The following is a 24,323-nucleotide window of genomic DNA, read 5'->3' on the forward strand; positions in this document are numbered from 1 at the left end:
AAATAAGGTATAAAAGAAAAAGTGCCACAATAACTCCCCTACTTTTGAAAACACACACACATTTTTTCACGTTTATTAGAAAATACTTTCATTTTTCCTTGCTGATTACATATTTTTTTTGTATCTTTGCCCCGAAATAAGATCTAAGTAGATACACTAAATCTTAATTAAACATCAACTCTTAACATAAACAATATGAGTAAGAACATGAAACCTAAAGACCAAATGAAGACAGCGTTGCTGATTTGTGCGCTGACTTCCATGTCTCCTGCGTTTGCAAATGGTACTATGGTAAAAGCTGACAACTTGAACCACCCTACCAACAGCATCCAACAGCAGAAGAAAGTAGCAACAGGACGTGTTGTCGACAATCAAGGCGAACCTCTTATCGGTGTTACCGTGATGGAAGTTGGCACGTCCAATGGAACAGTAACCGACCTAGACGGAAATTTCTCCCTCAGTCTGAAAAATCCTAATGGCAAGATTACAATTTCCTACATCGGCTTCAATCCACAGACACTTACAGCTGCAAGCAACATGCAGATTACCATGAAGTCTGAAGACAAGGAGCTCAATGAAGTTGTAGTTGTAGGTTACGGTACACAGAAGAAGGTGAACCTCACCGGTTCTGTATCATCAGTGGATAGCAAGGCTTTGGAAAGCCGTCCTATCCAGAACTTGCAGAGTGGACTCCAGGGTATGATGCCTGGTGTTACCATCAGCGGTACCAATGGTGCTCCGGGTATGGACTCTGGTAGCATCAACGTACGTGGTGTGGGAACCCTCAACTCTTCCTCTCCTTATATTTTGATTGATGGCGTAGAGTCTGGTACCATGAGTAGCCTCGACCCTAACGATATCGAGAGCATCTCTGTATTGAAGGATGCTGCTTCTGCTGCCATCTATGGTTCCAAGGCTGCCAACGGCGTTATCCTCATCACCACCAAGCGTGGTAAGAGCGGCAAGCCTCAAGTTTCTTATAATGGTTATGTGAGTGTGCAGAATCCAACCAGCCTGGTTGACCGTCTGGATTCATACGAGTATGCCCACATGCTGAATGATGCGCTCGAAAGCGAGGGCAAGGCTAAGAAATTTACCTCAGAAGAGGAAATCAATGCACTTCCTAATACCGACTGGTACGACCTGGCTTACAAGACAGGTTCCTTGCAGCACCACAACGTAAGCGTGAACGGTGCTACTGAGAGCGTAAACTATCTTGCATCTGTAGGTTATCTGAAGCAGTCGGGTATCTTGCCTCACGCTGGCCGTGAGCAGGTTAACGGCCGTACCAACCTGGAGATGAAGATCAACAGCCGCCTCACTGCCCGCTTGAATCTCGCTTACATCAAGAACGATTATACCGACCCTTCTTCTGCATACGCAGGTGGTGGTTCTGATCAGATCATCCGTCAGCTCAACTTGATTGCACCATGGATTACCGCTCGTTATGACGATGGTACATGGGGAACTATCTCTGATGGTAGCCCTATTGCATGGCTCGACAACGATCTGAAGGTATATCGTCGTAATACCAACTTCACAGGTCTCTTCGGTGTTGATTACAAAATCATCGATGGACTGGTTGCAAAGTTGAGTGCATCTTATGTAAACAACAACCAGAACTACGACTACTTCCAGAAGTACTTTGTTTACAATGAGAACAAGAAGACCGATCCAAATTTCCACGATGAACGAGTATATAAGTGGGAGCGCAAGACCTTCGAGGCATTGCTGAACTACAACAAGACCTTCGGACAGCATACCATAGGTGCTTTGGCAGGATGGCATGCAGAGGCATACGATTATAAGTACTGGTACACTTATCGCAAGAACTTCCCTAACAACAGTGTTACCGATATCAATGCCGGTGATGTATCTACCCAGCAGGCACAGGGATATACCCGTGAGCTGAATATGCTTTCATGGTTTGGTCGCGTAAACTACGACTTCGCAGGCCGTTACCTCTTCGAGGCTAACCTCCGTGCCGATGCATCCAGCCGTTTCGCAGATGGTCATCGTTGGGGTTACTTCCCATCATTCTCTGCAGGATGGCGTGTAAGCGAGGAAGCTTTCATGGAGGGAACCAAGTCTTGGCTCTCAAACCTGAAGATTCGCGGATCTTGGGGTCAGTTGGGTAACCAGGAGGCTTTGAGCGATTACTATCCAGCTATCAATACATACAATATCAATGCCAAGTATGCATTCGATGGCAAGGTAACATCTGGATACTACCAGAGTTCATACAAGATCAACACCATCACATGGGAGAAGGCGACCACATGGGGCGTAGGTGTTGACCTGGGATTCCTCGATAACAAGATTACTGCATCTGTTGATTACTACAACCGTCTTACAGATGGTATCCTGATCTCTGTAGATGCTCCTTACGAGTTTGCTTTGGGTAGCTATCTTGACAATGTGGGCCAGATGCGCAACCAGGGTGTCGAGATGAGCCTCAACTACAACGATAAGTTTGGTGAGGTGACAGTAGGCGCAGGCTTGAATGTTGCATACAACAAGAACAAGATTGAGAGCATGCCTGGTAAGGGATACGTAGGTACTGGCTACAACCAGCGCAACGCTACGGGTCAGGAGTTCAACAGCTACTATGTATATAAGGCTGACGGATTCTTCCAGAGTGATAAGGAAGCACAGGACTATATGGACTACTACTGGCCAGCAGACGGTTCAAAGGGTTCTTGTCCTTTCGGCGGTGGCAGCTTCAAGGCTGGAGACTTGAAATATGCGGATATCAACGGTGATGGCAAGATTGATGCCGAGAACGACCGCTTCTATGCAGGCAGTTCTGTTCCTCGCTGGACCTTCGGTTTGAACCTGAACGCAGCTTGGAAGGGTTTCGACCTCTCTCTGTTCTTCAATGGACAGTTTAAGGCTTACCGCTACTTCGATGCTTACGAGGTAGAAGGTGCTTTTGTGGGCGACAGCTCTCACCCAGCAACCATCTGGAGAGACTCCTGGACTTACAACAAGTCAAATCCTAAGATGCCAAGATTGTTCACCAATACAAACTCTCCTAGCTCTTCTCGTCAGGTGATTTCTACATTCTGGCTCAAGAATGTATCTTATTGCCGCTTGAAGAACTTGCAGCTGGGTTACTCACTTCCTAAGTCGGCACTCGAATTCCTGCATGTCAACAAGGTACGTGTTTACTACTCTTGCGAGAATTTGTTCACAATCGACGACCTCGACATCAACGTGGATCCAGAGGCTACGAGCCAGCGACTCAGCTCTTATCCATTGCTCCGCACTCACTCATTCGGTTTGAGCGTAACATTCTAATAACTTAAAAAGGATATTATCATGAGAAATCTTAAGAAATATATATTCATCGGCATGACCGCCCTCTTGGCAACCTCATGCTCCGATTTCCTCGATACAGCCCCAAAGGATGCTCTTTCACCTGTCAGCACCTGGCAGACGCAGGAAGACGCAGACAAGTTCCTCGTTGGCTGTTACAACAACTGGCAAGACCAGTACAACTCCGGTTGGGGTTGGGACGGTTTCCTCCTGTATTGGGATGGTACAAGTGACTTCGGTTACGACCAGTTCCCTTGGGAGGGTTATACAGCCATAGGTAATGGTACCTTGACCGCATCCAGCGGTAGAGACTGGTACGACTTCTCACGCATCCGTCGCGTCAACGAGCTGTTGGCTAACATAGACAAGTGTACTATGCCAGAAACTGCCAAGAAAGACATTATGGCTCAGGCTCGTTGGATTCGCGCTTACCGCTATTTCCTGATGAATTGGAACTATGGTGGTGTACCTATCATCGAAAGCTATGCTACTGCAGAGGAAGCTATGGTTCCACGTAAAAGCGAGCAGGAGGTGAAGGAGTATATCGAGAAGGAACTCGACGAGTTGGTAAACGATATCAATGTAACTCCTGCAGCCCGTGGTCGCATCGCCAAGGGTGCAGCTCTGGCTCTCCGCATGCGAGAGGCTCTCTATTATGGAGACTATGCTACAGCTAAAGATCGTGCAGAGAAGATCATTGCATTGAACCAGTATGAGTTGGACAACAACTATGCTAACCTGTTCAATGTAGCAGGTCAGGATTCCAAGGAAATCATCCTTGCCGTTCAGGCTGTAGAAAACGACTACGAGAACAATGTGATTGGCCGTATGTACAACAACGCCGATGGTGGTTGGTCTTCTATCGTCCCTAGCTACGGCTTGATCGACACCTATGAAATGGCAAACGGCTTGACCAAGGACGAACCGGGTTCTGGCTATGATCCTACTCATCCATTTAACAACCGTGACCCACGTATGGCAATGACTGTCATCTATCCTGGTTGTGACTACATCAATGGTAATGGTAAAGAGGCTATCTACAATTCGCTTGACAAGACTATAAATGGAGCTTCTAATGCCAACTTTTACACCGCAGCCGACAACAGTTCAAAGACTGGTTTGACATGGGGTAAGTACTTGGCACCTATGAACCAGTATCCTGACATCTGGAACACCACTTGCCAGCCTATCGTCTTCCGCTATGCAGAAGTATTGCTTACTTACTGCGAGGCAGAGAATGAATTGAACGGTCCTTCTGCTCAGGTTTACACCTACCTGAATATGGTTCGTAACCGTGTAGGTATGCCTGATGTAGATGAAGCTAAGTACAATACCAAGGAGAAGCTTCGCGAGTTGATTCGTCGCGAACGTGGTGTTGAGTTCGCAGGTGAGGGTATCCGCCGTGCTGATATCTTACGCTGGAAGGATGCCAGTGGCAAGATGTTGGCTGAGACTTTGCTGAACTGCACATTGGAGCGTCAGGTTGGTACTGTGAGCATGGATAAGTCTGTGGCTCCTGGTATGCGTGCCACTATCAATGTAAATGCTTCTGCAGCTGACAAGAAGATTGAGGATCGTGTATTCAAGACCACCAACCGTTATCTCCCTATCCCACAGGGTGCACTTGATGCTAACTTGCAGTTGAAGCAGAACGACGGTTATTAAAAACAAAAAGTACTGAGTACATCATTCAGAAAGTACTCAGTACTCATCAATAAAAAAAGACCACCATTTGAGTTTGATATTCAACTCAGATGGTGGTCTTTTTTTATTGATATCTTTACTCCCACTCAATTATACTCTATAGCTGATATTTAGAGGTTAGCTATTATATAGGTTATTTATCGGAGACCATTTCTGCAAGGTTCCCTCTAGGCTCAGCAAGTCTGTTCACTGCAGTCAGCAGACCTTACGAGCCTAGTGGCAACACCCTTCAGTTGTACAACTATACACCTTTTAGTTGTACGACTATACACCCTTTAGTTGTACGACTATACACCCTTTAGTTGTACGACTATACACCTTGTAGTTGTACGACTATATACCTTTTTGTACAACAAATGAAGTCGCTACCTCTTTAATAATAGAAGTCTAGTCTGACAACTTGATTTTGTATCAATCTATGTGGTGCATCATTTAAATCTTTGATAAGGTATTGATACGCTATAGAAAGTGTATCTGTTTAATTGAAAAGGTTATTTTCACACAGTTTTCAAACAAAACGCAACCGCAAAATGGAATTATTCTAAATACAGATAGAAAACAGCAAATTCATCAATAGAAATTCTTTAGTCTCATAGAATTTCATTAACTTTGTTGCGTCATATTGCTGTAATAGGCTTTTGACAGACATATTAGAAAAAGCGTATTTCGCTTATACCTGATTTGATGTGAACTTCGACAACTCACAAAATGGAATTGAGGGTATATGTGAAAGGACGCTCCATTTCGGTGTATTCGTATATCAACACGAACATACTGCAAGTGGAGTTGTCTATTCATATCCCAATTCCATGAGCAGTCGAAGGCTTACATCAAGGGTGCGAATAGAAGCTCCACTTTTTTGTATGCCTATTTAAGTAGATTTATCAAACTGCACTGTTTGAGCTGAAGGTGCTTCTAACTTGTCTGTCGCATGGCAATTGTAGATGTTATAAAGCATGAAATTTCTGATACAGAACTTGTAGGTAAGTTTAAGTCAGACAATATAAAGTTAGGCAGTCAGTTGATTGTCTATCCAAGCCAAACTGCATTCTTTGTAAAAGGCGGAAAGATATTAGACGAGTTCACAAGTGGCACATACACACTAAATTCAGAAAACATTCCCATATTAAATAAGGTAGTGAACATTCCATTTGGAGGTGATACCCCTTTTACTGCCGAAGTGTGGTTTGTCAACCAAGTATCACTGCTTGACTGCAAGTGGGGAACAGCAACACCTTTACAAGTAGAAGATCCAAAGTATGATGTGATTGTTCCAATACGTGCTTTCGGGCAATATGGATTCAAAATTACTAATCCAAGAATCTTTCTTGAGAAGTTAGTCGGGAATATGCCAACCTTTGCCGTTGACAAGATTGTGTCTTATTTCCGTGGTATGATATTGTCTAAACTGACAACCATCATCTACAACAAGCTGAAGGAAGAAGGTCTATCTACTTTGAATGTCAATTCACAGGTTGAAGGTCTGTCTGAATATGCACAAAGCCATTTACAAGATACTTTTATGCGTTATGGTATCAGCTTGGAACTATTCAACATCATTTCCATTTCTGTAAAAGAAGACGACCCAAGTTTTGTACGCTTGAAACAAGTCAAAGACGAGGCTGCTCATATCAATATCATGGGCAAAGAGAATTATCGTCTATCTCGTTCGTACGATGTACTTGAGGCAGCTGCTGAAAATGAGGGCGGTATGGGTACAGCAATGGGACTTGGAGCAGGTGTTGGCATAGGAAATGCAGTCGGAGCCATGGCTTCAAAGACACTTTCCAATGGCTTAAACTCTGATGAAGTTCCTCCCCCATTACCGAAAGCATTTGTCTATTACTTAGGCATAAATGGCAAATCTGTTGGGCCAATGGATTTTGATACTATATGCCAAAAGTATTCAGGCAATGAAATCAATGCTAACATATTAGTTTGGAGAAAAGGCATGAAAGCTTGGGATAAAATTTGCAACGTGGAAGACTTTCAATCTTTGTTTGACGAAGAATGTCCTCCACCGTTACCAATAATATAAAAGTATACGACAATGAAGAGAATAGTCTTATTCACTTGCACAACACTACTTATCACCAACTTTTTGTTTGGTCTATTATTGAGTAGTTATGAGTGGCTTAATGTGCTTCTCAGCAGCGGAATCATCATATTGTTTGGGATTTTTATGTTGTTGACTGGGATAGTGCAATTAAAAGATGGTTTCAAATCGTCTTTATATGTGTTATATCCCATCTTAGGATTCATCGAACTTGTATTGTCGCTATTTTCTCCAAATAGAATAATGGATAATTGGGTGATAATAGTGATAACACTTATAGTTGTGTTTCAACTGATATTATTGTTTATAACAAAAGTTATTTCAAATAGAATCAAATAGTTATGGATAAAAATAATTTAATGGGGCTTTTTGAGACGCAAGAATATATTTCAAGCGAACATCATGAATGGAATGTGCCATCTGAGTTGAAAGACAAAGTGGCCAAAATGGTAGAGAGATACAACAAACGAGCAGAAAAGAAGGGGTATGAAAGCTCTGTTCTCAAATTTGATGAAACCTCTCTAAAACTTAGCGGATTATTTACGCCAAAGTGTGAAAGCCATTCTTATTTTGGCAAATTAATGGAAAGTGGAAATAACGCTGATTTAAGTGGAGACATAAAGGGCATATTGGCTCTGTGCAATAAGATTTGCCCTCAATGCGGGAACTCAATTCCTGCACTTTCCAAGGTGTGTGAAGGCTGTGGAAAGAAGCTATTAGAAAAGGGTGACAAATCACAAGACAAGGATATCATAGCACAAGAAAGCGATATGAAAGAAAACGCTGTGGAAGAAACAACGCAGCATATAAAATATGTACTATTTGACAAACCTGCTATGGTACAAATCCCCAAAGATATAACCTACTATGATACAGTATTGGCTTTTTTCAAGGATTTCACAGCTATACAAATGAAGAAACCTAAGAACGATGTCAATATGGGTTTTACATTGGACTTGGATAAAATCGGACTTGCCGATGATGAAATGATAGACGAAGACGATATCCGTTTGGGGGTTAGTGCTTTCAATGTGGCCAATGAAATGTTTAGCAGATATAATGATTGCAAACCATTATTTGAGGAAAATGTAAAAAATGGCAAGCCACAAATCTTTATTTTGCTAAAAGATAATTATGTGGATGTCAATAGATGTGCAGCTTTTGCTGAGGAGCATAAGATTTCATTTGCACAAGAATTTGGCATTGACCCAATAACAAAAAATCATTATGAATCGTTGGTCTTATCATTTGGTGATGATACAGAAGCCGCTACACGTTTCTTTTGTTATGTTTCAGATAATATGCTGCACGTACCTAAAGATACACCTGTTGATGCTTTTATTTTATCAGATAAGAGTAGAAGTAAGGCGCAAAAGGAATTTAAGAGTATGCACTCTTTAAGTGTGTCCGTTCTCGCTAAAGGAGCAATGCAACTATTAAAGAATAAGACAAAGGGTAAGTAAGAATTTAAGTCGAATGTAATCAACAAGACAGTCTGATGAACTGCACAGACGGCACTATTGATTATTGCAAATATTGTATCAAAAAAGATATAATCATGATAAAGAAAGCGATATGTCCTAATTGTGGAGCAGAAGGAACAGTTGGAAGATACTGTGAGTTTTGCGGTACAAAGATTGTGGAGTTGAAAAAAGATACAGAATATTCCACTACTATTAGAAAGACTGTTCTGGATTTTAAAATTTCACAAGATGAAGTAATAAAAATCTTTTTAAAGAATTTAGCTCAAAAGGAAGCTGTACCATCTGATATTTTCAACAAACTTCAGATTACAGAAGTCTCACCTGTTTTCATCCCTATGTATTCTTACATAGGCTCATATCAAGCTAATTGGTCGTGTCTAAAAATTGAGACAGAAAAATACAAGGTTGGAGACGAAACCAAAGAAATAGAAAAGAAATATCCTATGAATGGTGTAGCAGGAGGCAATTTTAGCTTCTTGCTACCAAACTGTGACGTAAGTCCATTACCAACAAGTTTCAATAACTTTTTTGAAAGCATCAAATTTGACAAGACTCTATATGACCAAACAGCTCGTAAGAATCTAAGTTCAGAAGAGCAAACTTATATTATTGAAGAAAAGGGTGATTCTCAAGCTATTGTTTGGAACAACAGCGATTGTGGAAAGTGTTTAGATAGTGATATCCAAAAATCTGTAAACGCTCAACTTCCACGTATTTATGAAGATTTATCATATTCTTGCTCAACAAATGGTGGAGCAGGAAGAGCATTCCTTTTAGCTACTTGGATCATCGACTACAACTATAATGAAGAAAAATATGATTTTATCATTGATGGTACAGGGAACTATATATTTTCAAATGCTCCTATTGATGAGAAAGAAAAAAGCTCATTAGACGAACTCAACAAAACAATAAAGGATAGCAAAGGGAATGCTATATTTGGGGGCTTATTAGGTGGCATATTACTTCTTGTTTCACTTATAGCAATATTTGCCACTACATTTAATCCTGTTTTATTGTTATTGGCGGATACCTTGTGTGCTGTATCTCTTTATCTATTAGGTAAAGTTAAACAAAACTTCAAGGCAAAACAAGAAGCGGAAAATAAAAGAAGCCACATTCTAAATGATTCTCAAACTTTAAAATGTAAAAATCTTACTAATGCTCTCAATACAAATAATTTCGGTATTAATGATTTAGAAATATGCAAAGAATTATCAGCAGATATTTCTAATATGCCAGAGTCCTTGGGTACAAACGAAAATACAACCCAAACAGATGGTTGCGTGCCTATACTTATGGTAATTGGCATTATAATTGCAGGTATTCTGAATTTACTTGCCATCTGTAAAGTTTTACTTAATTAATTACACAGACAGAACATTGATTATTCCAAAAAGATATAAATATGACACAGAAAGCGATATGCCCTAATTGTGGAGCAGAAGGAACAGTTGGAAGATACTGTGAGTTTTGCGGTACAAAGATTCCTGCTCCAATAGTAAATCAAACTGCAAACAGCAAACCAAAAGAGCATAGACCAAGAATTGTTAGATTCTCTATAACAAAGGATGATGCAATAGAACTGTTTTTTAACTATCTATATAAAAAAGGGGTCTCTTTTGAAAACATAAATCTTACGGTTGTAAATATTAAAACATACAGTATACCATTTATTGCATATAATGTTTATTACGAATATTATTGGACAGGCGAAAATGAAGATGGAACACCTGACAATGGTACTTTAAAAGGCGAAAAAAAAATTATCATCCCATCATACGATGATAGTATTCAAAAGCTACCTTCGTTTGATAGCTATAGTATATTCCGTGACAGCGATTTATATATCAAGGAATCTATCGAAGGTAAATATGAAACCGACTTTGATGTAAACATAAGTAAATGTGAAGGGACTCCTAATGAATTTTGGAATAGATTAGGAAAAGAAAAATTTTCAAGCAGTATCCGCATGAATCCTTGGTACGAAGAGTCTGTAATCTCTAAATTGCAAGACGATGGCGTTCCTATAACTATTCCATTTTACTTTGTACATTTCAAATTAAATGGAATAGAAGACGATTTCTATGTAGATGGACTTGGAAATAATCAGACTTACTCGCCTTGTATTATTGAATATGATATTTCAAAAACATCAGAGGAACGAGTGGCTCATTACAAAAGTTTTGAGAAATATTTAAAGCAAGAAGACATTGGCTTAACAGAAAATCAGAAGAAGAAATTACTAAAGATGAATTATCCTTCATCTGACTTTGAGGCTTTAGAAAAGAAGGAAGAAGAAAAGAAGGAAGAAGAAATTAAAACTAAGAGTATGGAAAAATCGTGTTTAACCATACTTTTAGTGGTCGCTTGCTTTATAATTGCAGTAATAGGATTAATACAATATAGCAACCACGCAAAACAAGTTGAATTAGAAGAATACAATGCAGAGATGGCAGAAAAGCATGTAAGAGATTCTATCGAACATGAAAAGGCAATGCAGCAGCAAAAAGAAGAAAGAAAAAAAAGAAATTATAGACCTTCTGCTCCTACACCATCTTTCTCTGATGTTGAAGTTATAGGATTGACAAATGGTGTTAAACAAATCCGTTTAGCAGAAGAATACGAAAATACTATATACGGGTTTGACAAACAAGGATTCCTTATCAGCGTTAAGTACACTAATTACAATACTTCCGTTATAAACGGCTTTTACACTATAAAACAAGGTAAGCTTATAACACGTGATGGTAAAGAGGTGGAGTATAACAAGGTTAGCGCAAATGAAGATATTATTTCCTGTGACAACTACACATTGTGCAATGTTACATATGACAGCAAAAATCGTATTGTAAAAATCAAAGATGAATACGATACAAGAAAATTTGTTTATGACGAAGGGAATAATGCCCACAAAGAAAGAGATAAATATATGGGTGGCACTGAAGCGGAAGAAAAAATGTCTATACCAATTTTTGATATTATAGGACATTCGATTCATATACCTCAAAATTGGGAAGACAAAATCACGTCCTCAGATGAGAAAGGTAGACCAACTGAAATTGTTTACGATGGAACCTTATCCAAAGAGACCATAAAAATAGTATATTGGTAATATTGAAATACAGATTTATTGAGGCTGCTTCTGGCAGCCTCTTTCCATATAACAAGACCCCATATCTAAATCATTTGATAAGCACAAATACTATTTAGCAGAACTCTAAACTATTCATCGTTAACCTTTCTTAGCACAATCTTTTCGTTTTTCTCAGAATAAGACCGTAACTTTGCAACCGCTTTCCAAAATGGGGAGTTGTTCTTTTATTTATTGACAAGCATCAAGAGACTGTTTAAGTACAGAACCAACCGAGCAGATTAGCCATTGCCACGGTGGTAAAATAGATGTGAGTTTAAGGCTTGATTATTCATCTTTAAATTAAAATTTTATGGCAACATCAAAAACATCAGAAATCATCTTAGGTCGTGTGGAGCACATCAACGCTTCACACTTTAATTGTTTGTCTTTCGCCAAGGCTTCGGATATGGTGAATGGCATTAACGTGCGTCTTTCTAACATGGCAGGTGGCTATCCATTTTCATTCGGAGGTGTAACTTGGCATGATAGTGAGACGCTTTATTTGTGTGGCGAGTTTTCAGATGCTTCTGACAAGCATCTGTCTGTACAAAAGGAAATGCAGCGTCAGACAAGTGGCTTTGCTGCCAAACGCTTTGTCAAGAACAAATACAAGAGATTCATTCGTAGTGATTTCTCTACATTCCGCATACAGTGGATGCTATTTGTTGTATGGATGAAGTGCAAAGACAATGCGGATTTTGCTAATATGCTCTTGCTGCTACCACAAAACGTTATCATTATAGAGGACACAACCAAACAACATAGCGACACTAAGGAAATTTGGGGATGCACCAACCAAGCGTTATCAGCAAAAAGAGCTGAGGTAAAAAAGGAAACCGTCCGACAGGCAAAAGAGAGCAATCCAAGGATTAGCAAGGCTGCATTGAAGCGTATAGTTAATAGTGAGACTTGCAAAGTCAATGGCATTGGAACGTTTGTCGGTCAAAACAACTTAGGCAAGATTCTCATGATTTGCCGTGATTGTCTTATACAAGGCGTAGAACCACCAATAGACTACGCTCTTTTGGAGTCAAAAGACATTCACATCATGGGCAAACGCCTCACGTTCCCAACCAATAACACACCAATGTCTAACTTACATATAGTGGCATGAAAATTAGCAATACAATCAAAATAAAGAGTGGCAAGGAATTAAAGCTCTATGGCGGCCAAAAGCACAGTAACAAGAATACCATAAGGTATTTTTGCGAACATGCTGATTTCTTTTACGAACATAGAGAGTTCATTTTCGATAACAGCCGTATGTTTTTGATACCTGTATATCAAGACAGAGATTTCATATACACTTTAGGTGGTTTATTGGAATGGTTGGAAAGTATTACACAAGTGGCTACCATATCGGAGGTAATCAAAGATGTTCTTTTTCAAAAAGACAATTCCGACAGGCTAAGTCGCTTAAAGCAACACTGTAGCCGATACAGCAAGGCGGCAGGTGAATACGAACATCTTACGCTCAAAAACGTGCATGATACAATTACATCATTAGTCAAACAAAGAGAGCATAATTTGGCTGAAAAAAGGATATGGAGTCCATATATAGACAACATCGAATTGCTTTATGAGCATCGAAATGAAATTCTTGCTCATAAGGAATGGGCAATGGCTACAATACCATTGAAAGTATATATGGTATGTCAACCTATCTGTATTGGCACGATGTTAAGACTTTGGGCGAATGAAAACGAGTGGCTTACATATCAATGCGAATGTGGGCACAAGGCTTTCATATATAGCTTTGCAGGTAGTCCGTTGAGTGGCACAACATCAATATCCTACAAGTGCATACATTGCCATAAAAACGGCAATGCCCAAGTTGGAAGTTTCCTTAGCCGTGCGCATACTCTTGCCCTTACGCAACAAGAATTATTCAAGGAGGCAGAAGGTGACGAGGCAATTACGTTGACAGAACTTTTAGACAACATAAAAACAATTAATTTAAAGTAATAAATTATGATTGAAAAAGTAAATCCAAGTCATCCGGATAAGGTGGCAGACCGTATCGCAGGAGCTATTGTAGACCTTGCATACAAGAAAGTAGAGAATCCGAGAATTGCAGTAGAGGTTTTGCTCGGACATGGTGTTGCAAATCTCATTATTGAGAGTAGCGTGAACATTTCAGACGCTGAGGCTGAGGCAATTGTAAGCCGTATCACGAAGCGTACAGACTTGAAGGTTTCGCTCATTATGGTAGCACAAGACCCTATTCTTGCCCACAACCAAGACGGAGAAATTCGCTGTGGTGACAATGGTATTTTCCGAGGCGTTCCACTTACAGAGGAGGAGCGTACCCTTAGCAAGATTGCCCATGACATCTATGAGCGTTATCCTTCAGATGGTAAGTATGTATTAGGCAATGGTAAGTTGATTATCTGCCAAAGCAACGCCAAAACAGAGGACTTAAAGAAACTCTATCCTACCGCAACCATTAATCCTCTTGGAGATTGGACAGGTGGAACAGACGTTGACGCAGGTGCTACGAACCGCAAACTTGGCTCAGATATGGCTCAGTCTGTTTCGGGCGGAGGAGTGCAGGGCAAGGACTTAAGTAAAGCAGATGTTTCTGTGAATATTTACGCCTTCCTGAAAGCCCAACAAACAGGTAAAAAGGTAGAACTGTTTTGCGCTATTGGCGATAAAACTATTGATGGCAAGCCATACGTTGAAATTGTGGAGATAGCACGCCAATACATTAAAAAAAATGGCGGATTCGAGAAATTTGCTGAATGGGGATTATTCTAAAATCAATAGGATATGTTCAGATTTAATATAGACATAACTCCATCCATCGACGGAAAAGAAGTTCATTTGGAAGGCATTTGTGAAATGCTTTCTTCTGATACTTTCAAAGTTACAATGACAGAACCTTATAAAGGATTGTCTGTTACCAAGCACTTTGATGATGCAGGAGAAATGGATATGGATGCAACCTTCTCAAAGGTTGAAAAGGACTTGATAAAATTGTATGAGCAAGAGACGAAGCGCATAGGATTAAAGTAATTATCATTTCTATGTGAATAAACGAAACTGCCAAGTGTTGAAATTTTAAAGAATCAATACTTGGCGGTTATTCTTTTATAGCTCAATGCCTTCTTTTGCACAAATAGCCTTTACATTATTTATTAAGCTATTCAAATCGTCTGCAATATAAGTAGTATTGTCATGCACTATTATGGAATGCAACGAATTTGAGTGCGAAGAAGAAAACAAATCAGATAGCTCTACATTCAAATTACTTGCAATTGCCTCTAATGTAGAAAGTTGCGGGTTGCCGCTCAGTGTTCGGGATAGACTTTCGGGGGCGATTCCAATTCTTTGGGCTAATTCTTTCAATGTTATGCCTTGTATGCGACATAATTCCTTAACTGTTGTACTTAAATTAACTTTCATATGATTCATTTTTGCTGCAAAGGTAGCAAATTGATATTGAATATCAATCAAAAAACAACGATTTAACTTTAGATATCATAAAATATTTGGTTTTAGTTGATATATTATGTACTTTAGCGGCCATAATAGTAACACATAATATCAATACGAATATGAAAAGAGTAGTTATATATGCAAGAGTTTCAACGAACTCACAAGATTACGACAGACAAATCTCAGATTTGCGTGAATATGCAAAGCGCATGGATTATAATGTCATAAAGGAGTTTTCGGAAAAGATTTCGGGAGCAAAGAAAGTCGCAGAACGTGAGCAGTTATCGGAACTGCTGAATTATGTTGAGGCTCACCATATAGATAAGGTGTTGATTTACGAATGCTCTCGTTTGAGCAGACGTATTGTAGATTTTCTGCAAGTTATAGAGCAACTTACCGAAAAAGGGATATCTCTCTTTATCCTTCAGAATGGTTTGGAAACACTACAAGCAGACGGAAAGCCGAACCCAATTGCTCAACTTGTTTTGGGTATGATAGCACAATTCAATTCGATGGAAAGAGGACTTATAAGAAGTCGCATGGAGAGTGGCTATAATCATTATCGTGCCAATGGTGGCAAGGTGGGCAGAAAGCAAGGTTACAAGAAATCCTCAGAAGATATAAAAGAGGAGTATGCAGAAGAAATCCGTTTGCTTAGAAAGGGTATATCACTCAGAAACATCAACAAAATCACTCACACAAGTGTCAATACTCTTAGAAAAGTTCGTGATTTAACAATTATTGCATGATACTTTTATCAATCATCATTAACCAAGTAATATATTTGAAGCGTTAAAATGATTGTTTGATTAAAAATTTGATAAGACATGACCAAAATTAGCTATAGCTCAATTTTACAGTACCCAAAGAAGGAAGAGTCTTTGGTATTTTTTACGGTTCGCAGCAATGGTAATACAGCAAAGGTTTCGACACGACAAACGGTTAAGACAAAGATGTGGAATAAGCAGCTACACCGTTGCATAACATCAAAGGAATTGTTCACAGACCGTGAGAACCGTGAAGCAAGAAAAGTCAACAAGCAATTGGATAAGATTGAAGATTTTATAATAACTCGTCTTAGCGGTTGGGGTGAACAAAGTAGATATCTTACAGACCCGAAAGAGTTTAAAGACATCGTTACCCATTACGCAGATATGTTTTTCAGAGGTATAGAGGAAGAAGAGAAGAAGCAAAATCAGAAGGCTACAGAATGGATGCTTGCCAATATCAATAGTGACCGCATAGACATTCATTCGGGAAGATTTGTGGCAGAAAGAACGAAGAAAGCACAGTCAACTGTAATTCATAGGCTGCAATCATTCTTAAGTGATAACCACTTAGAAGATACCTTTAAGACATTTGCTGATGCTGATTTCGCTAATAAATACATGAAATGGTGTTACGAAAAGAAGAACTACAAAGAAAACACCATATATGTTACATACGAGATACTGAAAGCTCAACTGAATGCGGCAAAGAAGAGTGGATTTAACATAGATGATACTTATTACAAAGAGTTGCGTGGGAAATGTAAAGACGTAGATAACATATATCTCACTGAGCGAGAAATAGAGGCAATCTACAAATTGGATATACCTCACCTAAAAAAAGAAGGGCTAATAGATGAAAAGAGTACGATGGAACAGACAAGGGACTTATTCATTGTTGGGTGCTACACAGGCTTACGTAGAAGCGATTTGAACAAATTGAATGATGGTATTTGGAATTTATCAGAGGACAAAAATACAGTTTCGATTGTCGCAGAGAAAACTAAAAAACGTGTAGTCATACCACTCCATCCTTACGTAAGAGCAATATACTATAAATATAATGGAATATTGCCAAAATTAGGTGACAAATACAACACTAACGTACATCTTAAGAACTTGGCGCGGTTAGCAGGCATAAATGAAATTGTTAGTAAAACAGAAAACAGGGGAGGAAAAGTCACGACACTAAAACATCAGAAATACGATTTGGTCTCATTTCATACAGCTCGTAGGTCATTCGCCACAAATATGGTTCTCAAAGGTGTACCAACTCTTGCTATCAGACAACTCACGGGACACACTAATGAGCAAACATTTCGTAAATATGTAAAAGTTACGCCCGAGCAATATGCCAAGCTATTTGGTTTTAGCCCTATCGTTTAAACAATGCAAACGGGGATAAGCAGGGACGAAATCGGGGACGGTTTTGGATAAAATGTACAAGAAAGGGGATTTGTTGACAATCAAGCTGTTACGTCAACGAATCCCCTAACTTATTGAGTTTAAATTAATTCATCTTTATTTGATTGGCTGTTTATCGGTATTCCGATTATTCCCACTCGATTGTCGAAGGTGGTTTTGAAGAGATGTCATAGCAAACGCGGTTGACACCCTTTACCTTGTTGATAATCTCGTTACTTACCTTAGCCATGAAATCGTATGGAAGATGAGCCCAGTCGGCAGTCATCGCATCAGTACTTGTTACGGCACGCAAGGCAACAGGGTGCTCGTATGTACGCTCATCACCCATCACACCTACTGAACGGACGGTAGAGAGCAATACGGTACCAGCCTGCCAGATCTGATCGTAGAGAGATACCTCAATCTCACCATTCTGCATGTCAGCAGGAACACCGGCAGCCAGGACGCGGCGAGCTTCCTCACCACTCAACTTCACCTTATACTCACGCAAGCCACGGATATAGATATCGTCAGCATCCTGAAGGATACGTACCTTCTCTGGAGTGATGTCACCCAAGATACGGACAGCCAAACCAGGACCTGGGAATGGGTGACGGGTAATCAGGTGCTCAGGCATACCCATAGAACGACCTACACGACGAACCTCATCCTTGAACAACCACTTCAATGGCTCGCACAACTGAAGGTTCATCTCCTTAGGAAGACCACCTACATTGTGATGACTCTTGATTACCTTGCCAGTGATGTTCAAGCTCTCGATACGGTCAGGATAGATAGTACCCTGAGCCAACCACTTGGCACCAGTCTGCTTCTTAGCCTCAGCATTGAAAACCTCTACGAAGTCACGGCCGATAATCTTACGCTTCTCCTCTGGATCTGTAACACCAGCCAAGTCTGCAAAGAATTTCTCTGATGCATCAACACCGATAACATTCAGACCCAAGCACTTGTAATCCTCCATTACATCACGGAACTCATTCTTTCTGAGCATACCGTGATCTACGAAGATACAGGTAAGGTTCTTGCCGATAGCCTTGTTCAGGAGAACAGCAGCTACGCTGGAATCAACACCACCAGAAAGACCGAGGATAACCTTGTCGTCACCCAAATGTGCCTTCAACTCTGCTACCGTAGTCTCAACGAAAGAGTCGGCACTCCAGTCCTGCTTGCTACCGCAGATATCTACCACGAAGTTCTTGAGGAGCTGTGTACCCTGCAAAGAGTGGAACACCTCTGGGTGGAACTGTACAGCCCAAACAGGCTGCTTGGAAGAAGCATAAGCAGCATACTTCACATTGGCAGTAGAAGCGATGCACTTATAGTCCTCAGGAATCGCAGTGATGGTATCACCATGACTCATCCAAACCTGAGAGTTCTCGATGAATCCCTTGAACAAAGGATTCTCCTTGTCGAACTGCTCCAAGTTAGCACGACCATACTCACGGCTGTCAGCAGTTTCCACCTTTCCACCCTGGGCGTAAGAGAGGAACTGAGCACCGTAGCAGATGCCAAGCACAGGAATCCGGCCAATAAACTGGCTCAGATCTACCTTGAAAGCTTCCGGATCATGAACGGAATAAGGGCTACCGCTCAAGATAACACCAATCACAGATGGGTCATCCTTTGGAAACTTGTTGTAAGGCATAATCTCGCAGAAGGTATCAAGCTCACGAACACGACGGCCAATCAGCTGTGTGGTCTGTGAACCGAAATCCAAAATAATAATCTTCTGTTGCATATTGTCTAATTTATAATTTATAATTTACAATTTATAATTCTTTCAGGAAAGCTTCCGCTTCTTTCAGCGTCTCCTGCTTTCCCACATCCATCAGCTTGAGGTCGTTCTTCACGTATCCCTCAATGCGAACCTTGTCGCAATGCTTCAGATAGAAGTCCATGATGGGGAACTTATCCGGTTCATTCTCCATCAGCGGGAAAAGCGATGGGGCAACCATGTGAATACCCGAGAAAGCATACATCTTATAATCTTCTGGATTGAGATCAGGATAAGGACTCTTCACCTCGCCCGTCTCTATATTCGTCCAGCCAACCAATCGCATGGTATCATCGAAGAGGAGATAACGCTTGGTCTTGCGTTCGCTCACCAGAAGGCGGGCTGCCAAGGGAGCCTTCTCCTTCATAAAATCCGAAGAATCATCTGAAAGTTCCTTCGACTCCATCTGATAGAATTTCTTCAGATCCACATTGCTCAGGATGTCCACATTATGAATCAGGATAGGCTCAGTCTGATCGAAGAATGGCCATGCCTTCTTGATACCACCACCCGTTTCGAGGAGCTTTTCGCTCTCATCGCTGATACGGATGTCCATACCGAAATTTTTATTATCACGAAGATAATCGATGATTTGTTTAGAGAAATGATGCACGTTCACCACAATACGAGTGAAACCGGCATCCTTCAACTGAAAGATGACACGTTTGAGCAAAGGTTCTCCCCCGACACTTACCAATGCCTTCGGAATGCGATCAGTAAGTGGCTTCAGGCGAGTGCCCAAACCTGCTGCGAATATCATTGCTTGCATCATTGCTAAATAGCTATATATTAATGTGCGTGCAAATTTACTAACTTTTTGCGAGATAGCCAAATTTGCACGCTAAATATTATTGTTTTGCAGGCAAAACCTGCTCAATATGCTGTTCTCTATGGCATATTTGCACTTCTACACCAAACTTCTCGTGGATATGTTCGGCAAGATGCTGGGCTGAATACACACTGCGATGCTGACCGCCCGTACAACCGAAACAGAACATCAGGGAGGTGAAACCGCGCTGGATATAGCGATTCACGTGATGGTCTGCCAACTTATAGACACTCTCCAGGAACGTCAGAATCTCACCATCATCCTCCAGGAATCGGATCACTGGCTCATCCAATCCCGTAAGTTTCTTGTAAGGTTCATATCTACCTGGGTTGTGAGTACTTCTGCAGTCGAAAACATAACCGCCGCCATTTCCTGACGGATCTTCAGGGATTCCCTTCTTAAAGGAGAAGCTGAATACCCGCACTACCAACGGTCCCTTGCCATCATACTTGGAATAAGTGGCAGGTCCATCCTGCGGATGCGCACTGTAGATATTGTTATCTGTAATCTTATAACCATCAGCACGGGTTATAGCCGCACTCTCGATGCGCTTGAACTGCGGCAACTCCGTGAGTCGGCGCAGCATATCCATCATATAAGGATATGGGAAAACCTTCTCGCCCATCTTCAGCAGATCACGCAGATTCTGGATAGCAGGCGGAATACTCTCTATGAAGTGCTTCTTGCGCTCGAAATAGCCACGGAATCCATAGGCACCCAACACCTGCAAAGTACGGAAGAGCACAAAGAGACTCAGGCGATGCACGAAATGACGCACAGATGGTACCTCGGTATAGTTTTTCAGCGACTGATAGTACTCCCATACCAACTCGCGGCGGAGATTGAAGGAATACTTGGCTGAAGCCTGCCAAAGGAAGGAAGCCAGATCGTAATAGAAAGGTCCCTTTCTGCCACCTTGGAAATCAATAAAGTACGGATTGCCATTTTCGTCTAACATTATGTTGCGAGCCTGGAAATCGCGATAGAGGAAACAATCCATCTTTTCTGACGTCAAATCCTTCGCAAAAAGACGGAAGTTGGCTTCCAACTTCAATTCATGGAAATCCAAATCTGTCGGTTTCAGGAAACAATACTTGAAATAGTTGAGATCGAAGAGCACACTGTCCACATCAAACTCCGGCTGAGGATAGCAGTTGGACCAATCCAGCCCACGTGCACCACGCAACTGGATGTTAGGCAACTCACGGATCGTCTTCTTCAGGAGTTCTTTCTCCTTCTGATTGTATCTACCGCCAGCCTCTCTTCCGCCCTTGATGGCATCAAAGAGCGAAGTTCCGCCCAAATCAGTCTGGATATAGCAGAGTTCATCATCACTCACAGCCAGAATCTTAGGCACCGGCAACTGACGGAGATTGAAATGATTAGCCAGATACACGAAGGCGTGATCCTCATCACGGCTCGTACCGATAACACCTATCACCGTATCCCCATCCTGCTTGATGATACGGAAATATTGGCGGTTACTTCCCTGCCCTGCCAGCTTGATGACATCAGCAGGCTCTTCGCCAGCCCATTGCTTGTAGAGATTAATTAGCTTTTCCATCATCATTCAATTTTCTGCGTTTTCTGTCATCATCTATCTTCTGTGCGAAGTTATCACCGATGAAGAGAAGCAATAAGATACCTAGCGTAGTGAGGAAAGAATTCGTAGTTGTCATTCCTAACTCCGCCTTTGTTATATAAATCAGTCCTCCGATAACGATCAGGAAGACCAATGCCTTTTTCCAATCAATATTATGCATGATACTCAAAAAACTATTTGTTCTGCAAAGATACAACATTTTTCTGAGCTAGCCATAAGATTAAGCATATTTTTGAGATGAGCACAAAAAAAATCGGATGTCTCACGACAACCGATTTTCAAAAACAAACTACTTAAAAACTAATCTACTAAAACAAATCAAAAAAATATCTTCATCAACCTCACGGTCGGTATAACCTTTTCTTTTCGCTTGCAAAGGTACAAAAAAAGCGTATTAGCACCAAACAATTTTGCGATTTTTTGCATATCATTTGCTAAAAAAACAAAAAAATAGGGATAATTCTCTGAGAATCACCCCTATTTGTTATATTTAGGTTGCAAAATTGCACTCTATTACATCATACCGCCCATACCTGGAGCTGCAGCAGGTGCAGCTGAAGCTGGCTCTGGTTTATCAACCAATACGCACTCTGTTGTCAGGAACAGACCAGCGATAGAAGCTGCGTTCTCCAAAGCAACACGCTCAACCTTAGCAGGATCTACGATACCAGCCTGACGCATATCCTCGTAAACATCCTTGCGGGCATTGTAACCGAAGTCACCCTCGCCCTCGCGAACCTTGTTGACGACTACAGAACCCTCACCACCAGCATTGGCTACAATCTGACGAAGAGGCTCCTCGATAGCACGCTCTACGATGCGGATACCAGTTGTCTCATCGGCGTTGTCACCCTTCATATCCTTCAAAGCCTCGAGGGCACGGATATAAGTAGTACCACCACCAGCAACGATACCTTCCTCGATAGCTGCACGGGTAGCGCAGAGAGCATCGTCAACACGATCCTTCTTCTCCTTCATCTCTACCTCAGAGTTAGCACCTACGTAGAGAACAGCAACACCACCAGCGAGCTTAGCCAAACGCTCCTGAAGCTTCTCCTTATCGTAAGAAGACTTGGTGTTCTCAATCTCGTTCTTGATCTGAGCAACGCGATCCTGGATGTTAGCCTTCTCGCCATGACCATTTACGATAGTTGTATTATCCTTGGTAACAGTAACCTTGTCAGCAGAACCCAGCATTTCCAATGTTGCCTGCTCCAACTTCAAGCCCTTCTCCTCAGAAATGACAACACCGCCAGTCAATACAGCGATATCCTCCAACATAGCCTTGCGACGGTCGCCGAAACCTGGAGCCTTCACTGCACAGATCTTCAAACCGCCACGCAAACGGTTAACAACCAATGTTGTTAAAGCCTCAGAATCAACATCCTCAGCAATTACCAACAAAGGACGACCGCTCTCAGCAGCTGGCTGGAGAATTGGCAAGAACTCCTTCAGGTTAGAAATCTTCTTATCGTAAAGAAGGATGTATGGGTTATCCATTACACACTCCATCTTGTCTGCGTCTGTCATGAAGTAACCGCTCAAGTAACCACGGTCGAACTGCATACCCTCAACAACACCGATGTTGGTATCACGGCTCTTGCTCTCCTCGATTGTGATGACACCATCCTTGGAAACCTTGCGCATGGCATCAGCCAAGAGCTTACCGATTTCAGCATCGTTGTTGGCAGAAACGGTAGCCACCTGCTCAATCTTGTCATAGTTGTCATCCACCTGCTCTGCATGATCCTTGATGAAGGCAACAACTGCAGCAACTGCCTTGTCGATACCACGCTTCAAATCCATTGGGTTAGCACCTGCTGTTACGTTCTTCAAGCCCTCAGTTACGATAGCCTGAGTCAGGATAGTAGCTGTTGTAGTACCATCACCGGCATCATCACCAGTCTTGCTGGCAACGCTCTTTACGAGCTGTGCACCCGTATTCTCGAACTTGTTCTCCAGCTCTACTTCCTTAGCAACGGTAACGCCATCCTTAGTAATCTGAGGAGCACCAAACTTCTTTTCGATTACCACGTTGCGTCCCTTAGGACCGAGAGTTACCTTTACTGCATTTGCCAACTGATCAACACCCTTCTTCAAGAGGTCGCGGGCATCCATATTATATTTAATATCCTTAGCCATAATATATTCTTTCTAATAATGTTTAAATATCGCAAAAAGTATTTTTTACCTTTTTACTTTTTTATCTTTTTACCTTTAAAACTACTCTTCTACCACAGCGAGAACGTCGCTCTGGCGCATCATCATATACTTAGCACCATCAAACTCAAGTTCAGTACCAGCATACTTACCATAGAGAACAGTATCGCCCTCCTTGAGAATCATCTCTTCATCCTTGGTACCCTTACCTGTAGCAACGACCTTACCACGCTGTGGTTTCTCCTTTGCTGTATCAGGGATTATGATTCCACCTACTTTTTCTTCAGCTGGTGCAGGAAGTACCAGCACTCTATCTGCTAATGGTTTAATATTCATGATTCTTATATTTTAATTTGTTATTACTTCTATTTTTCGTCTTCACTTCAGCCTATTCGGGCATACGCCAGACACCCTCACCCTATACGAAAAGCGTGCCAAAGCGTCAAAACTGACACTTTGGCACGCTCACAACAACACATCTACTGACATTTCTGTCAGCCTTTACCTAAAAATGCTGAAGCCAGGTTGTAAGGTCATCCAGCATCTGGGCATGATAACGGAAACCCTGAGCCGTATTGCGGAATCCCCATCCATGTCCACCGGAAGGATAGATATGAATACGAACT

18 protein-coding genes, 2 pseudogenes and 1 riboswitch are annotated in these 24,323 nt (G+C 41.3%); of the genes and pseudogenes, 12 read left to right on the top strand and 8 right to left on the bottom strand.

Annotation, left to right across the window (positions count from 1 at the left end; translation table 11 throughout):
• The first annotated feature begins 195 nt into the window (after nt 1-195).
• The 10 genes from AAAT87_RS01725 (at nt 196) to AAAT87_RS01770 (ending at nt 14,716) form a co-directional block, all read left to right on the top strand.
• The gene (locus AAAT87_RS01725; RefSeq protein WP_349225439.1) at nt 196-3,300 is read left to right on the top strand and encodes a SusC/RagA family TonB-linked outer membrane protein; all 3,105 of its coding nucleotides are present in this window, start codon (nt 196-198) and stop codon (nt 3,298-3,300) included.
• A 21-nt stretch (nt 3,301-3,321) separates the two neighbouring features.
• Nucleotides 3,322-4,983: a RagB/SusD family nutrient uptake outer membrane protein gene (locus AAAT87_RS01730; RefSeq protein WP_349225440.1), complete on the top strand. Its 1,662-nt coding sequence runs from the start codon at nt 3,322-3,324 to the stop codon at nt 4,981-4,983.
• Nucleotides 4,984-5,953: 970 nt separating this feature from the next.
• Nucleotides 5,954-7,060 carry an SPFH domain-containing protein gene (locus tag AAAT87_RS01735; RefSeq protein ID WP_349225441.1) on the top strand — a complete coding sequence of 369 codons (1,107 nt, stop codon included), beginning with the start codon at nt 5,954-5,956 and terminating at the stop codon, nt 7,058-7,060.
• Nucleotides 7,061-7,419: 359 nt separating this feature from the next.
• Nucleotides 7,420-8,541, top strand: a complete 1,122-nt coding sequence (locus AAAT87_RS01740; protein WP_349225442.1) for a zinc ribbon domain-containing protein — start codon at nt 7,420-7,422, stop codon at nt 8,539-8,541.
• 95 nt (nt 8,542-8,636) lie between these two features.
• Entirely contained in the window at nt 8,637-9,929 is a 1,293-nt protein-coding gene (locus tag AAAT87_RS01745) for a hypothetical protein (RefSeq protein WP_349225443.1), read from the top strand.
• A 41-nt stretch (nt 9,930-9,970) separates the two neighbouring features.
• On the top strand, nt 9,971-11,677 hold the full coding sequence (locus AAAT87_RS01750) for a hypothetical protein (RefSeq protein ID WP_349225444.1): 1,707 nt from the start codon (nt 9,971-9,973) through the stop codon (nt 11,675-11,677).
• Between the two features lie 215 nt (nt 11,678-11,892).
• Nucleotides 11,893-12,016: riboswitch (SAM-I-IV-variant riboswitch) on the top strand.
• Nucleotides 12,009-12,812 (top strand): NADAR family protein, encoded by an 804-nt coding sequence (locus AAAT87_RS01755; protein ID WP_349225445.1) that lies wholly within the window; start codon nt 12,009-12,011, stop codon nt 12,810-12,812. Its footprint overlaps the riboswitch before it by 8 nt.
• Nucleotides 12,809-13,663 (top strand): hypothetical protein, encoded by an 855-nt coding sequence (locus AAAT87_RS01760; RefSeq protein ID WP_042518875.1) that lies wholly within the window; start codon nt 12,809-12,811, stop codon nt 13,661-13,663. Before AAAT87_RS01755 ends, AAAT87_RS01760 begins: the two co-directional genes overlap by 4 nt.
• Nucleotides 13,664-13,669: 6 nt before the next feature.
• A complete protein-coding gene (locus AAAT87_RS01765; RefSeq protein WP_349225446.1) occupies nt 13,670-14,458 on the top strand; it encodes an S-adenosylmethionine synthetase N-terminal domain-containing protein in 789 nt (262 codons plus the stop codon).
• Between the two features lie 12 nt (nt 14,459-14,470).
• A complete protein-coding gene (locus tag AAAT87_RS01770) occupies nt 14,471-14,716 on the top strand; it encodes a hypothetical protein (RefSeq protein ID WP_334565439.1) in 246 nt (81 codons plus the stop codon).
• 75 nt (nt 14,717-14,791) lie between these two features.
• Here the strand turns inward: AAAT87_RS01770 and AAAT87_RS01775 are convergent, their stop codons facing one another.
• Nucleotides 14,792-15,157 carry a helix-turn-helix domain-containing protein gene (locus tag AAAT87_RS01775; RefSeq protein ID WP_334565978.1) on the bottom strand — a complete coding sequence of 122 codons (366 nt, stop codon included), beginning with the start codon at nt 15,155-15,157 and terminating at the stop codon, nt 14,792-14,794.
• Nucleotides 15,158-15,258: 101 nt separating this feature from the next.
• Between AAAT87_RS01775 and AAAT87_RS01780 the strand changes: the two genes are divergently transcribed.
• Together AAAT87_RS01780 and AAAT87_RS01785 are read left to right on the top strand one after the other, a co-directional pair.
• Complete coding sequence (locus AAAT87_RS01780) at nt 15,259-15,888, top strand: recombinase family protein (protein WP_349225447.1); 630 nt, start codon at nt 15,259-15,261, stop codon at nt 15,886-15,888.
• Between the two features lie 78 nt (nt 15,889-15,966).
• On the top strand, nt 15,967-17,292 hold the full coding sequence (locus tag AAAT87_RS01785) for a site-specific integrase (RefSeq protein WP_349225448.1): 1,326 nt from the start codon (nt 15,967-15,969) through the stop codon (nt 17,290-17,292).
• A 166-nt stretch (nt 17,293-17,458) separates the two neighbouring features.
• Here the strand turns inward: AAAT87_RS01785 and AAAT87_RS15625 are convergent.
• The 7 genes and pseudogenes from AAAT87_RS15625 to AAAT87_RS01815 all read right to left on the bottom strand — a co-directional run.
• A pseudogene (locus AAAT87_RS15625) lies at nt 17,459-17,725 on the bottom strand (GMP synthase (glutamine-hydrolyzing)); the annotation flags it as partial.
• A gap of 98 nt (nt 17,726-17,823) precedes the next feature.
• Nucleotides 17,824-19,069 (bottom strand): annotated as a pseudogene (gene guaA, locus AAAT87_RS01790) (glutamine-hydrolyzing GMP synthase); the annotation flags it as partial.
• Nucleotides 19,070-19,100: 31 nt separating this feature from the next.
• On the bottom strand, nt 19,101-19,877 hold the full coding sequence (locus AAAT87_RS01795) for a nucleotidyltransferase family protein (protein ID WP_296972972.1): 777 nt from the start codon (nt 19,875-19,877) through the stop codon (nt 19,101-19,103).
• A gap of 76 nt (nt 19,878-19,953) precedes the next feature.
• The gene (locus AAAT87_RS01800) at nt 19,954-21,498 is read right to left on the bottom strand and encodes a RapZ C-terminal domain-containing protein (protein ID WP_296972973.1); all 1,545 of its coding nucleotides are present in this window, start codon (nt 21,496-21,498) and stop codon (nt 19,954-19,956) included.
• Nucleotides 21,482-21,697, bottom strand: a complete 216-nt coding sequence (locus tag AAAT87_RS01805) for a transporter (protein ID WP_118310985.1) — start codon at nt 21,695-21,697, stop codon at nt 21,482-21,484. Before AAAT87_RS01805 ends, AAAT87_RS01800 begins: the two co-directional genes overlap by 17 nt.
• A 353-nt stretch (nt 21,698-22,050) precedes the next feature.
• Nucleotides 22,051-23,679, bottom strand: coding sequence for a chaperonin GroEL (groL, locus tag AAAT87_RS01810; RefSeq protein WP_296972974.1), 1,629 nt, complete (start codon nt 23,677-23,679; stop codon nt 22,051-22,053).
• Between the two features lie 81 nt (nt 23,680-23,760).
• Nucleotides 23,761-24,033, bottom strand: a complete 273-nt coding sequence (locus AAAT87_RS01815; RefSeq protein ID WP_089544264.1) for a co-chaperone GroES — start codon at nt 24,031-24,033, stop codon at nt 23,761-23,763.
• Nucleotides 24,034-24,323: the final 290 nt, after the last annotated feature.

This window comes from Segatella sinensis, from assembly GCF_040095255.1.
Classification (GTDB): Bacteria; Bacteroidota; Bacteroidia; order Bacteroidales; family Bacteroidaceae; genus Prevotella; species Prevotella sinensis.